This window comes from Curtobacterium sp. ME26 (genome assembly GCF_903970945.1).
Lineage (GTDB): Bacteria > Actinomycetota > Actinomycetes > Actinomycetales > Microbacteriaceae > Curtobacterium > Curtobacterium citri.
The window spans coordinates 1-13,079 of sequence record NZ_CAJCKG010000007.1 but is presented as its reverse complement, the minus strand read 5'-3'; the positions used below and the strand labels follow the sequence as shown (position 1 = coordinate 13,079).

General features: G+C 73.6%; 13 protein-coding genes. 7 read left to right on the top strand and 6 right to left on the bottom strand.

All coding sequences use genetic code 11. The annotated features are described in order from the left end of the window. Window positions 1-12: 12 nt before the first annotated feature. Window positions 13-969, top strand: coding sequence for a cation diffusion facilitator family transporter (locus H7A69_RS04270; RefSeq protein WP_182045948.1), 957 nt, complete (start codon window positions 13-15; stop codon window positions 967-969). A 48-nt stretch (window positions 970-1,017) separates the two neighbouring features. Here the strand turns inward: H7A69_RS04270 and H7A69_RS04265 are convergent, their stop codons facing one another. Then, entirely contained in the window at window positions 1,018-1,449 is a 432-nt protein-coding gene (locus H7A69_RS04265; RefSeq protein ID WP_069712106.1) for a nucleoside deaminase, read from the bottom strand. 75 nt (window positions 1,450-1,524) lie between these two features. Between H7A69_RS04265 and upp the strand changes: the two genes are divergently transcribed. The 5 genes from upp (at window position 1,525) to H7A69_RS04240 (ending at window position 7,037) form a co-directional block, all read left to right on the top strand. Further along, a complete protein-coding gene (gene upp / locus H7A69_RS04260; RefSeq protein WP_069712105.1) occupies window positions 1,525-2,160 on the top strand; it encodes a uracil phosphoribosyltransferase in 636 nt (211 codons plus the stop codon). A gap of 486 nt (window positions 2,161-2,646) precedes the next feature. Beyond that, the gene (locus H7A69_RS04255; RefSeq protein WP_069712104.1) at window positions 2,647-3,417 is read left to right on the top strand and encodes a winged helix-turn-helix domain-containing protein; all 771 of its coding nucleotides are present in this window, start codon (window positions 2,647-2,649) and stop codon (window positions 3,415-3,417) included. Between the two features lie 295 nt (window positions 3,418-3,712). Continuing rightward, the gene (locus H7A69_RS04250) at window positions 3,713-4,213 is read left to right on the top strand and encodes a MarR family winged helix-turn-helix transcriptional regulator (RefSeq protein ID WP_182045947.1); all 501 of its coding nucleotides are present in this window, start codon (window positions 3,713-3,715) and stop codon (window positions 4,211-4,213) included. Beyond that, window positions 4,210-5,559 carry a cryptochrome/photolyase family protein gene (locus H7A69_RS04245; protein WP_182045946.1) on the top strand — a complete coding sequence of 450 codons (1,350 nt, stop codon included), beginning with the start codon at window positions 4,210-4,212 and terminating at the stop codon, window positions 5,557-5,559. Before H7A69_RS04250 ends, H7A69_RS04245 begins: the two co-directional genes overlap by 4 nt. Then, on the top strand, window positions 5,556-7,037 hold the full coding sequence (locus H7A69_RS04240; RefSeq protein WP_182045945.1) for a serine hydrolase domain-containing protein: 1,482 nt from the start codon (window positions 5,556-5,558) through the stop codon (window positions 7,035-7,037). The genes H7A69_RS04245 and H7A69_RS04240 overlap by 4 nt, the downstream gene beginning before the upstream one ends. A gap of 57 nt (window positions 7,038-7,094) precedes the next feature. Here the strand turns inward: H7A69_RS04240 and H7A69_RS04235 are convergent, their stop codons facing one another. Continuing rightward, a complete protein-coding gene (locus H7A69_RS04235) occupies window positions 7,095-8,066 on the bottom strand; it encodes a carbohydrate kinase family protein (protein WP_182045944.1) in 972 nt (323 codons plus the stop codon). 121 nt (window positions 8,067-8,187) lie between these two features. Here H7A69_RS04235 and H7A69_RS04230 point away from each other — a divergent pair, with 121 nt between their 5' ends. Further along, a complete protein-coding gene (locus tag H7A69_RS04230) occupies window positions 8,188-8,760 on the top strand; it encodes a hypothetical protein (protein ID WP_182045943.1) in 573 nt (190 codons plus the stop codon). A gap of 93 nt (window positions 8,761-8,853) precedes the next feature. Here the strand turns inward: H7A69_RS04230 and H7A69_RS04225 are convergent, their stop codons facing one another. From H7A69_RS04225 to H7A69_RS04210, 4 genes are all read right to left on the bottom strand, one after another. Further along, entirely contained in the window at window positions 8,854-9,468 is a 615-nt protein-coding gene (locus tag H7A69_RS04225) for a superoxide dismutase (protein WP_182045942.1), read from the bottom strand. A 47-nt stretch (window positions 9,469-9,515) separates the two neighbouring features. After that, complete coding sequence (locus H7A69_RS04220) at window positions 9,516-10,025, bottom strand: flavin reductase family protein (RefSeq protein ID WP_182045941.1); 510 nt, start codon at window positions 10,023-10,025, stop codon at window positions 9,516-9,518. 222 nt (window positions 10,026-10,247) lie between these two features. After that, entirely contained in the window at window positions 10,248-11,771 is a 1,524-nt protein-coding gene (locus H7A69_RS04215; RefSeq protein ID WP_182045940.1) for an MFS transporter, read from the bottom strand. Between the two features lie 202 nt (window positions 11,772-11,973). After that, a complete protein-coding gene (locus H7A69_RS04210) occupies window positions 11,974-13,065 on the bottom strand; it encodes a LacI family DNA-binding transcriptional regulator (protein WP_259346084.1) in 1,092 nt (363 codons plus the stop codon). Between the last annotated feature and the right edge of the window lie 14 nt (window positions 13,066-13,079).

Here is a 13,079-nt window from a genome sequence, read left to right as displayed (position 1 = left end):
AGGATCGGTGCCGTGAGCGCATCAGGAGGCACGCGGGCGATCTTCGCCGCACTGGCCGCGAACATCGGCATCGCGATCGTGAAGTTCGTCGCGGCGGCGATCAGCGGGTCGGCGGCGATGCTGGCCGAGGGCGTGCACTCCCTCGCCGACTCGGTGAACCAGCTCCTGCTCCTGCTCGGCGGGCGCCGTGCGCGCCGTGCCGCGGACGAGGAGCACCCGTTCGGCCACGGTCGCGAGCGCTACGTGTACGCCTTCGTCGTCTCGATCATCCTGTTCAGCATCGGTGGGGTCTTCTCGCTGTACGAGGGCATCGAGAAGCTCCGCGAGCCGCACCCGCTGACGAACTGGTGGCTCCCGGTCGCCGTGCTCGTGATCGCGATCGGGCTCGAGGGCTTCTCGCTCCGCACCGCCCTGCGCGAGGCGCGACCGCAGAAGGGCTCCCAGTCGTGGGTGCAGTTCGTGCGTCGCGCGAAGGCTCCCGAGCTCCCCGTCGTCATGCTCGAGGACACCGCTGCGCTGACCGGCCTGGTGTTCGCGCTGCTCGGCGTCGGCCTGACCGTCGTCACCGGCGACGGCGTGTTCGACGCGATCGGCACGATCCTCATCGCCCTGCTGCTCATCGCCGTGGCCGTCGTGCTCGGCATCGAGACGAAGAGCCTGCTCGTCGGCGAGGGTGCGACCGCGGCCGACGTCGAGCGGATCAAGGCCGCCGTGCTCGACGGGCCCGAGGTCGACTCGATCGTGCACCTGAAGACCCTGTACCTCGGACCCGACGAGCTGATGGTGGGCATGAAGGTGGCCGTCGACGGCGACCGGCGGCTCGGCGACGTGGCGGCCGGGATCGACACCGTGGAGCAGCGGGTCCGGGAGGCGGTGCCGATCGCCCGCGTCATCTACATCGAGCCCGACGTGCTCCGGACCGGGCCCCGGCCACCGACCGAGGCGATCGTCATCCGCGCGGCCGACTGAGGGCTCGGCGCCGGTCTGTCGGCGCCGCTCGCGCCGGCGCCGCTCGCGTCAGCGGCGCTCGCGGAAGAACGCGTCGAGCAGGTCGGCGCACGCCTGCTCCCGGACCCCCGCCACGACCTCGGCGCGGTGGGGCAGGCGGCGGTCCCGCGCGATGTCGTACAGGCTGCCGCTGGCGCCCGCCTTCGGGTCCCAGGCACCGAAGACGATCCGCGGGACCCGTGCGGCCAGGGCGGCGCCCGCGCACATCAGGCACGGCTCGAGCGTGACGACCAGGGTGTGCTCCGCCAGGTGCCGGTCCCCCGTGACCGCCGCAGCGGCGCGGAGCGCGAGCACCTCGGCGTGCGCGGTTGGATCCTGGCGAGCTTCGCGCTCGTTCCGCCCCACGGCGACGACCGCACCCGAGGCGTCGACGACGACGGCACCGACCGGCACGTCACCGGTCACCAGGCACGCGCGGGCCTCGTCGAGCGCGCGGTCCATCGCGGCGGTCCAGGGGCGGGCGGCTGGGTGTTCCACGCGTCGATCCTGCCCCATCGGCACGGTACGCTCGACTCCATGCGAGTCCACGTCGCCGACCACCCGCTCATCACCCACAAGCTCTCGGTGCTCCGCGACCGGACCACACCCTCCCCGACCTTCCGGGCCCTCACCGAGGAGCTCGTCACGCTCCTCGCGTACGAGGCGACGCGGAACGTCCGGGTGACGGCCACGCCGATCGACACCCCGGTCGCGCACACGATGGGCGTCTCGATCGCGAAGCCCCGCCCGCTCGTCGTCCCGATCCTCCGCGCCGGCCTCGGCATGCTCGAGGGCATGGTCAAGCTCGTCCCGACCGCCGAGGTCGGGTTCCTCGGCATGGCGCGCAACGAGGAGACGCTCGAGCCGCAGACGTACGCGGAGCGGCTGCCCGACGACCTGTCCGGCCGCCAGTGCTTCGTCCTCGACCCGATGCTCGCGACCGGCGGCACGCTCGCCGCGGCGATCGACTTCCTGTTCGACCGCGGTGCCGAGGAGGTCACGTGCGTGTGCATCCTGGGCGCCCCCGAGGGCCTCGCGATGGTGGAGCAGGCCGTCGGCGACCGCAACGTGTCGATCGTCCTCGGCGCGCTCGACGAGAAGCTCGACGAGAACGGCTACATCGTCCCCGGTCTCGGCGACGCCGGCGACCGCCTCTACGGCCTGGCCGAGTAGCAACGCTCCCCATCGCTCCCCTCGACGCCGTGGTCCCGCGCTCGCCCGCGCCGAGACGACGGCGTCGTCGCGCGCGGCCTGTCCACTCCGCCGCCACCGTCCGGTCGGACGGTTGACACCGCGTTGGTATACCGCCGATACTCGTCGCATGACTGCAACCGTGCCCACCCGAGTCCTCTGCGAGGCCCTGGGGACCGCCGGCACGATGATGCCGGCGACGGCGGTCATGCGTTGTCGAATGTGTGCCTGATCGGTACCCGTTCCAGCCGGATCCCCCGCGACACCACCCCGGTCGCGAGCGTGTGATCCCCGGGTGACGCCACCTCGTCGACGCGCAGGCATCGCGTCCGACGTGCCGGTCACCCTCCCGGAGGCCCCGGTCCACCGCAGGACCGCAGGGCGACACGGCGATCAGCCGTACCCGGACCGACGCATTCGACACCGCCGCGTTGCACCGCACCGCGACCACCCGCCCGGAGAACCACCATGTCGCTCACCATCGCCCAGCCCCGCACCACGCTCCGCACCGCCCCCGCTGCGCCGACCGACCTCGGCACGGTGACGCCGATCCGGGCACGACGGCAGCCGGTGGCCCCGCCGGTGCCGACCGGGGTCCCGACCAGCCCGGTCGTCGCGCCGCAGCGGAACCGCGCGCTGCCCGAGGGCACCGAGGCCCGCGGCTTCGCGCTCTACGTGGGCATCGACGAGGCAGCGGCCGCGGCCGCCGGCACGACCCTCGCGGCCGTGGTCGAGCAGCTCAAGGCACTGACGGCACAGCTCGTCCCCTCGTCGGAGACGTACGCGGCCGTCGCGGTCGCCGCCGAGGGCTCCGGGGGCCGTGACGTCGACGTCGTCCGCCTCGCCCTGCAGGACCGGTCCGCGGTCGCCGCTCGGAAGCAGGCGGAGAAGCCCGAGCCCGAGGAGACCGGTGTCGTGATCGACATCTCGCGCAAGCGCGTGACCCTCGACGGTGAGGCCGCTCCCCTGACGTACAAGGAGTTCGAGCTGCTGCAGTTCCTCGTGCTGCGCGAGGGGCAGACGGTCGACCGTGCCGCCATCATCGACGGCCTGTGGTCCGACGACGAGGACGAGACCCCGAACGAGCGCACCATCGACGTGCACGTGCGACGGCTGCGGTCGAAGCTCGGTGCGTTCGAGGAGATCGTGCGCACGGTCCGGGGCGTCGGGTACCGCTTCGACCGCCACGCGGACGTCGCCGTGCGGTACGCGTCCACCCCGTCGCCCGACCTCTTCTGACCCGCTGAGCAGACGGTCAGCGAACTCGCAGCGACCGGATCGAGGACACGCTGGCGCACCGTTACCGCGTCGTTATACAGTCGTCCCTGCAGGCAGTGTTTGCTGTGGCACCGCCTGCGGAATGTGATTGCAGGACACTCTTGGTGCAAGGGAAGAGGCCGGTCGCCCAGAAGGCGACCGGCCTCTGTCGTTCCCGACCGCGCCCTCGTGTCCCCCACGGGCGGTCCACGCTCCGCGCGGTGTCCCCGCCCGTCGGTAGTGTGGCTGGACCGCACGACCGAGAGGGACGACGACCGTGGACGACGCACGCCGCAGCGACAAGGCGACCGCCGTCGCGGCCTGGGAGGCACTCTTCCGCGCGCAGGTGACCGTGATGCGCGCACTCAACGCCGACTTCCCGGGCGGTGAGATCTCCTTCAACGAGTACGACGTGTGCTTCAACCTGTCGACGCAGCCCGGCCGACGCTGCCGGATGCGCGACCTCACCGGTCACCTGCTGCTCACCCAGCCGAGCGTGAGCCGTCTGGTCGAGCGACTCGCCTCGCGCGGGATCGTCGAGAAGCAGCCCGACCCGAACGACGCACGCGGCGTCGTGGTCGCCCTCACGGCCCACGGCTTCGACGTCTACCGCTCGGTAGCGGTGCAGCACGCCCGGACCATCGCGGACCAGGTCGGTGCCGGACTCGACGACGACGAGCTCCGCACGCTCACCGAGCTCTGCACCAAGCTCCGCGTGGCGGCCGGGGGTCCCGACCGCGACCGCCGTCCGCGCGCCGTCGAGGCAGTGTCGGCATGACCGGCGCGATCGTCTGGCTCCGCGAGGACCTCCGTCTCGCCGACAACCCGGCACTCCGAGCCGCGATCGACCACGGCGGCCCCGTGACCGTCGTCGTCGTGCTCGACGAGGAGTCTCCGGGCATCCGGCCGGTCGGTGGCGCCAGCCGGTGGTGGCTGCACCACTCCCTCGCCGCGCTGGACGCGGAGCTGCGCGACCGACACTCCCGGCTCGTACTGCGCCGAGGTCCGGCCGCGCGGGTCATCCCCGAGCTCGTCGCCCAGGCCGGCGCCGACGCCGTGTACTGGAACCGGCGCTACGGCAAGGTCGAGCGCGACCTCGACGCGGGCATCAAGAGCGCCCTGACCGACGACGGCACCGAGGCCCACAGCTTCGCGGCGAACCTGCTCTGGGAGCCGTGGACGGTCATGACGGGCCAGGGCGAACCCTTCAAGGTCTTCTCGCCGTTCTGGCGGGCCGCGCAGGCGATGCCCGAACCGCGGCACCCGCTGCCGAAGCCGCGCGACCTGCCCGCCCCGGCCGATGTCGCGTCCGACGACCTCGACGACTGGGCGCTCCTGCCGACGAAGCCGGACTGGGCCGGCGGGCTGCGCGACGCCTGGGAGCCCGGCGAGGCCGGCGCGCACCGGAAGCTCGAGCAGTTCGTCCACGACGCGCTCGAGGACTACGACCAGCGCGACGAACCCGCCATGGCGGCGACGAGCGACCTCTCCCCGCACCTCCGGTGGGGCGAGGTCAGTCCGTACCAGGTGTGGCACCGCCTGCACGGCGAGCTCGAGCCCGCCCAGCGGCGGCAGGCCCCGGCGTTCCTCCGGCAGCTCGCGTGGCGCGAGTTCAACTGGAACGAGTACTTCCACTGTGACGACATCGCGACGGTCAACGTGCGCCGCGAGTTCGACGCCTTCCCCTGGCGCGACGTGGACGAGGACGAGCTCGACCGCTGGCGGCACGGCCGCACCGGCTTCGACCTGGTGGACGCGGGCATGCGCGAGCTGTGGTCCTCCGGCGCGATGCACAACCGCGTCCGGCTGGCCGCGGCGAGCTTCCTCGTCAAGAACCTGCTCGTGGACTGGCGCATCGGCGAGCAGTGGTTCTGGGACACCCTGGTGGACGCGGACCCCGCGAACAACGCCGGCAACTGGCAGTGGGTGGCCGGATCGGGCTTCGACGCCGCACCGTACTTCCGCGTGTTCAACCCCGACCGCCAGCTCGAGCGCTTCGACCCGCACCGCGAGTACGTGCGGCGATGGGTGCCGGCGGACGAGGACCGACCGGAGCCCATGGTCGACCTGAAGGCCACCCGGCAGCGCGCCCTCGACGCCTACGCCGAGATGCGCCGGACGTGACGGTCTCCCCCGCGGTCCTCGCGGTCATCGACGCGCGGTTCCGTTCCCGGGTCGAGGACGGCACCACGCCGAGCAGCGTGTGGGGTGTCCTCGACCGGAGCGGCCTGATCGCGTCCGGAGGCCACGGCGACCGCGGCGACGGTCGGGCGCCGGACGCGGACACGGTCTACCGCATCGCCTCGTGCACGAAGAGCTTCACCGCGGCCACCCTGCTGACGCTCGTCGCCGAGGGACGGGTCGACCTCGACAGCCCCGTGACCGACGCGGTCCCGGCGTTCGCGGCCGTCACGCTGCCCTCCCCCGACGCGCCCGTCCCGACCCTGCGGATGCTGCTGACGATGTCCGGCGGCCTGCCGACGGACGACCCCTGGGCGGACCGGCAGGAGTCGATCACGGACGACGACCTCGACGCGGTGCTCCGCGGCGGGTTGCTCTTCGACTCCGTCCCGGGCACGCGCTTCGCCTACTCGAACACGGGCTACGCGCTGATCGGGCGAGCGATCGCCCACGCCGTCGGCGTCCCGTACGCGCGGGCGGTGACCGAGCGGGTGCTGACGCCGCTCGGGCTCGACGCCACCGTGTTCAGCGCCGCCGAGGCACACGGGTACGTCGTGACGGGCCAGCGGGACGATGACGGTTCCTGGACCCCGCAGCCGATGACCGGCCCGGGCGCGTTCTCGGCGATCGGCGGCCTGTTCTCGACGGTCCGAGACCTCGCCCGCTGGGCCCGGCACCTGGCGTCCGCGTCCGGTGCCGACCCCGAACCCGGCCCGGTGACACCGGCGGACCGCCGCGCGGCGCAGCAGGCCCTGCGGGTCGTCCCGCCGTCGGTCGTCCCCGCCGCGCGCCGAGCGACCGCGTACGGCTTCGGGCTGTTCGTCGAGCAGGACCCGCGGTACGGCGAGATCGTGTCGCACTCCGGCGGCTACCCCGGCTTCTCCGCGCACATGCGGTGGTCGGTCGAGCACGGTCTCGGCGTCGTGGCGTTCGAGAACGCGACGCAGGCGAAGGTGTCCGCACCCGCGGAGCAGGCGCTCGACGAGCTCCTCGCGGACCTGCCGATGGACGTCGACGTCGACACCGCGAGGGTGCAGCGGGCGGCAGCGGTCCCGGGGGTGCGCCGCACGGTCGACGCCGTGCGGGCGGCTCGCGAGGCGGTCTCGGCGCTGCTGCGCGGGTGGGCCGCCGACGACGTGGACGACGCGACGGTCGCCGCCCTCGGTGCCGCGGTCTGCACCCCGAACGTCCCGATGGACCGCCCGTGGGCGGCTCGCCGTCGTGCGCTGCTCGAGGCCGTGCGGACCGTCGGGGCCGACCTCGACGCCGCGCCGCTCGAGGAGCGCTCGACGGTCCCGTCGCAGCTCCGGTGGTGGCTCCCCGGCACCGCGGGACGACTCCGGGTCGACATCCGCCTCGCCCCGCTCGCCGCCGGGCGCGTGCAGACCCTGCTGGTGACGGCCGAACCCACCGAACGGTAGCCGCAGGACGAGCAGTGACACCCGACGACGAGCGGTGACACCGGACGGCGAGCGCCGCTAGACCGGCGGGCGCGCCCCGACCACCCCGAGCGCGAGGGACGCGACGCGGACGCCCTCGCGGGCGGCGGACGCCACGCGGACGCGGTCCGTCGCCCAGGCGCGGAGGAACCCCGCGGCGAAGGCGTCCCCCGCCCCCGTGGTGTCGACGACCGTCGTGGCCGGCGCGGTGACGCGCAGCGGAGCCCGACCCCGTCGGCCGACCAGTGCGCCGTCGGCCCCGGTCGTCACGACCACGAGCGGCACCGCCTCGGTGAGCCGGCGCAGGGCCTCCGGCAGGTCCTCGGCCCCGCCCAGGGCGCGCGCCTCGGCGGCATTCGGGAACAGGACGTCCACACCCGTCAGCGCGGACAGCACGTCCTCGGCGCCGACCGCGCGCACGACGGCCGTCGAGGACGGGTCCAGCGAGACGCGTGCCCCTCCCGATCGCGCGCGTGCGACGAGTCCGGCGATGCGCGCCGGACCGCCACCGAGCAGGGCCGCGCCGGTGAGGTGGACGATGTCCGCGCGGGACACCAGGTCGTCGCCGACGTCGTCGGCCCGGAGGTCGCCGCTCGCCGCCGGGTCCGACATGCTGGTCCGTCCCGCGGTGCTCCGGACCGACACGAGCGCTCCGGTGGGGACGCAGGCGTCGTACCGCAGGTGCGGCCGGACGCCGGCGTCGGTCAGGGCCCGCCCGTGCCGCACCACGTCGTCGACCCCGACCCGGGCGACGAGGTCGACCTCCGCGCCGAGCCACCCCAGCCAGCTCGCGGCGCCCCCACCGGCACCGGCCGGCTGGTGCCGGATCAGCGCGGCCGGGTCGTGAGCACCCACCGTGGTGACGGTGGTCTCGACGAGGACCCCGTCGAGCACGTCGCCGACCACCAGGAAGCGCTTGCCGCGGCCGCGACGCCGTCCCGCCACCCGTCGTCCGTCGGCGCCCACCGCGGGCCGTGACGGCACCGGGACGCGCTCGGGAGACGGTGACACGTCCGACACGGTACACGAACATGAGCAAAGCTCCGAAACACGCACCACACTGATCCGCTAACATTTCAGGAGATCACCTCGGCGGACACGCCGCCGCCACTCGAGACCGCCCGGAGGGACCATGCCCAGGAGGCCCGACCCCACGCTCAAGCCCGCGATCATCGCGAAGGTCGCGCGTCACCTGCAGGACACCAAGGTCGAGGACGCCTCGGTGCGGAGCCTCGGCCGTGTCCTGGGCACGAGCGCCTACCCGATCGTCTACCACTTCGGCTCGCGCGACGCCCTGGTCGACGCCGTCGTGGACCACCTGTGTGCCGACGAGGACCGGCTGCTGGCACCGGACGCCGACCCCGACGCGCTCGCCGAGCACCTCCTCGCCGTCTACGGCCGGCTCGGCACCCCGGAACGCCTGCTCGCGGTCCGGCTGACCTTCGAGCTCGGCTGCGTCGAGGGGCTCGACGGCCGTGACCGCCAGCGTCGGCTCCACCGCCACCGGGTCGCCGAACTGACCGCGTGGTGTCGTACCCACGGGTACTGCGACGCCGAGGCGGACCGCGCCGCGCGGGCTGCGGTCGACGCCGCACGCGGCGCGCAGTGGTCGGCGCTGGTCGACCCCGAGCACGCGGACGTCGACACCGCCCTGCTCGCCGTCGCCCGGGGGCTCGCCGCCGACGTCCGACTGGCGGCCGCCTGACCGGGACGGCACGGACGACGGACGGGAGGCGCGGTACCGACCGGCACCGCGCCTCCCGTCCGTCGGTCGGTCACCGCGGTGACCGACGTCGCGTCACAGGGTGACGAACGACTGCGACTTGGCGTTCGCGAAGCGGGCCGCGACGTTCTCCCAGTCGACGATGTTCCACACGGCCTTGACGTAGTCCGCCTTGACGTTGAGGTAGTCGAGGTAGAAGGCGTGCTCCCACATGTCGAGCATGAAGATCGGGACGACGCCGAGCGGCACGTTCGCCTGCTGGTCGAAGAGCTGGAAGGTGACGAGCTTCTGACCGACCTGGTCCCATGCGAGGACGGACCAACCGGAGCCCTGGATGCCGTTGGCGACGGCGGCGAACTGTGCCTGGAACGTCGAGAACGAGCCGAAGAACTCGTCGATCGCCGCGGCGAGCTCGCCCTCGGGGACCTTGGTGTCCGGGCCGAGGTTGGTCCAGAAGATCGAGTGGTTGACGTGGCCACCGAGGTGGAACGCCAGGTCCTTCTCGAGCTTGTTGACCGCACCGAAGTTGCCGGACTCGCGCGCCTCGCCGAGCTGCTCGAGCGCGGTGTTCGCGCCGGTCACGTAGGCCTGGTGGTGCTTGTCGTGGTGCAGCTGCATGATCTTGCCGCTGATGTGCGGCTCGAGCGCGGCGTAGTCGTACGGCAGCTCGGGCAGGGTGTACTCGGCCATGGCGAGGTCCTTTCGATCGGTGGTGGTCTGACGTGGTCCCGCGGCGCTCAGGAGAGCCGGGAACGTTCGGAGAGGGAGTGGAACTCCCGGTTGTGGTAGACGAGCGGCTCGCCGTGGGCCTGGCCGACGACGATGTCGAGGACCTCGGCGACGACGACGGTGGACGAGCCGATCTCGGTCGTCGACCGGGGGCGGCAGCGCAGGGCCGTCGCGGCGCCGAGGAGGTACCGCTCGCCGGACGGCAGGGTGCCCCACATCGGGTCGTCGGCTGCCGGGCTGCCCGTGGCGGCGAAGCGCTTCGCGAGCCCGACGCTCAGCGAGTCGACGAGGTGCACGACGAAGACGTCGGCGCCCAGGACGACCCCGGCGGACCCGGACTTCGTCGACAGCGAGAACACGAGGACGGGCGGGTCCACCGCGACGCTCGCGACGCTGGAGGCGGTCAGGCCGGTGGGTCCGTCGGGCCCTTCGGCGGTGATGACGGCGACGCCGGCGGGGTGGCCGCGGAAGGCGGCCTTGTAGGCGTCGGCGGTCGTCGCGGGTGCTTCGTCGGGCATGGCAGTCGTGGGGATCCTCCGGGTGGGGTCGGCCGCGGCTGCGCGGCCACCTCCCAACGTAGGACCTCGACGGGGGTCCGCGTCAGCGATTCCCAGGTTCGTCCGATCCCGGGCGCGCCGCGCGACCGGGCCGACCGCGCCGCGCGACCGGGCCTGGCGCGCCGCGAGACCCGACCGCGCCGCCTCGGTCGGACCGAGCCTGCCTCGGTCGGACCGGTCCCGTCAGTCCCGCCGCAGCATGACCACCGAGGCCGCCGCGGCGACGAGCATGAGCACCGCTGCGACACCGGCCGTGATCGTGACGCCGGAGTCGAACGCCGCCCGGGCGCTCTCCAGGAGCGCCTGCCCCGCTGCACCGCCGAGGTCGGTCGCCGCGGAGACTGCACCGCCGAGGGTCTCCTGGGCGGCGGTCCGCGCCGAGCCGCTGAGACCGTCCGGGACCACCACGTGCGTCCGGTACGCCGTCGCGAGGATCGTCCCGAGCACGGCCGTGCCGAGCACCGCGCCGATCTCGTAGGCCGTCTCGGACACCGCCGACGCCGCTCCCGCCTTGTCCGCTGGGGCCGTCGAGATGATCAGGTCGTTCGTCACCGTCTCGGACGCACCGATGCCGATGCCGAGCAGCACGAACGCGACGGCCAACGCGACGATCGTCGCGTCGTGTCCGAGCAGGGACACCATCGCGTACGCGGCGGCCGAGAACGTCAGGGAGACCGCGACCACCCAGCGCGGAGCGACCCGGGCCACGATCGGCACGACCACCAGGCCGGCGACGACGGTCAGGACGGAGCCCGGCACGAGCACCAGGCCGGAGGTGAACGGGTCGAGCCCGGCGACGAGCTGCAGGTGCTGGGCGACGAAGAACAGGAAGCCGGTGAGCGAGAACATCGCCGCCATGTTCATGAGCACGCTGCCGGTGAACGCGGTGCTCCGGAACAGCCGGAGGTCGAGCATCGGCGTGCGCGAGCGCAGCTGCCGGCGGACGAACGCGGTGCCGCAGAGGACGCCGACCGCGAGCATCGCGATCGCGAGCCCGCGCTCGTCGGGGTGCACGACGGACTTGATCGCCCACGCCGTCGGCGCGAGGGCACCGAGCGACAGGAGCATGCTCGGCACGTCCACCGGGCCGGGCGCGGGGTCGCGGGACTCCGGCACGAAGAAGGGCACACCGACGAGCATGAGCACGAGGATCGGGACGGCGACGAGGAACACCGCACCCCAGTGGAAGTGCGCGAGCAGGGTACCGCCGACGAGCGGGCCGAGGGCGTTGCCGGCGGCGAACATCGTCGACCAGACGGCGAGCGCCATGCGCCGCTCCCCCGCGTCGACGAAGACGTTCCGGATGATCGAGAGCGTCGCCGGCATGAGCATGGCGCCGAAGACGCCCATCACGGCGCGCGCGGCGACGAGCATCCAGGCCTCGGTCGCGAAGGCCGCGGCGACCGAGAGCAGCGCGAACCCGGTGGCACCGACGACGAGGATCCGGCGGCGCCCGATGCGGTCGCCGATGCTGCCCATCACCACGAGCAGGCCGGCGAGCACGAGCGGGTAGGCGTCGACGATCCAGAGCTGGGTCGTCGCGCTCGGGTCGAGGGCGCGCGCGATGGTCGGCAGCGCGAAGCTCAGCACCGTGTTGTCCACGGAGATGAGCAGCACCGGCAGCATGAGCACGGCGAGGGCCGCGAACCGTCGGGCGCGGCTGCCGGTGACGGCGGTGGCGACGGGGCTGGTGAGCAGAGCGGACACGGTGACTCCCTGGGGAACGAGCCGGACCAGGTCGACGGCGGAGCAGACGAGACGGGACGCGGAAGTCGACACGCGCCCCGTCAGGACTCCGTCAGTGTACCGTCTGGACGGTCATGGTTGCAAGTGCAACCACCGCCGGTCGGGAGGCCCGTGGCGGGCCCGTCACGCGCCTCCCGTCCGCCGTCCGCCCACCCGGGAGCCGTCAGGCGGACTCGCGCAGGAGCAGCCGGTGCCGGACCGTGCGCTGCACCGCCGCACCGGAGCGCGGCAGCTCACCGGCGAGCATGCCGAGGGCGAGGTCGAGCGCCTCACCGGCGACCACGTCGAGGTCGACGCCCAGCGTCGTCAGGGTCGGCGAAACGAGCGTGCCCGTCGCGAGCCCGTCCACCCCGACGACCCGGACCGTCCCCGGGACGTCGACACCGGCGCGTCGGCAGGCCGCGAGCACACCGAGCGCCATCACGTCGTTGAAGGCGATGACGGCGTCGAGTCGACGGAATCGGTCGAGCGCGCGGGCGGTCATGGCGGCACCGAGCTCCGCGGTCGGGGCGTCCGCGATCGCCACCTCGGGCAGGTACCCGCGGCGGCGGAGCGCGTCGAGCATGAGGCGCCCACGGCTGCTCGGGCGGCCGCTCTCCGACGCGTCGACGATCACGGGGTGCCGGACACCGGTGCGCACCAGGTGGTCGGCGAGCTCCTCGATCGCCGCGGTGGGGTCGATGCGGACCGCGGCACGGAGGACCTCGCCGGCGGGGTCGAGCTCCACGACGGGCACCGAGCCGAGTCGCTCGATCCACTCCGGAGCGCTCGCGCCGAGGTAGCCGACCACCACGTCCGTCTGCACGCCGAGCGCCTGCACCGCCCGGTCCGAGTCGCCGGCGAGCCCGACGTCCGCGAGCATGACGTTCCACCCCCGCCCCGCCGCGAGGCCGAGCACGGCGGCGGCGAGTTCCGGCGAGTAGGGGTTGCGGAGGTCGTTCACGACGAGCCCGAGCTGCCGGTCACCGCCCGTCACGAGCCCGCGGCCGAAGCGCGAGGGGCGGTAGTCCAGGGCAGCGGCCGCCGCGAGCACCCGTTCCTTCGTCGCCGCGCTGATGCCGTACAGGCCGTTCATCGCGCGCGTCACCGTCTGCCGGGACACCCCGGCCGCCGCGGCGACGTCGTGGATCGTGGCACGGACGGCCGGCGGCCCGACGGTGTCCGGCGCACGCCGGAGCGACGCGGGCGCGGCCGTGACGGCCCCGCCCGCGTCGCCGACGTCGGCGCTCCCGCTCAGCCGCGCAGGTCCGGCCACGCGACCTGCTCCGG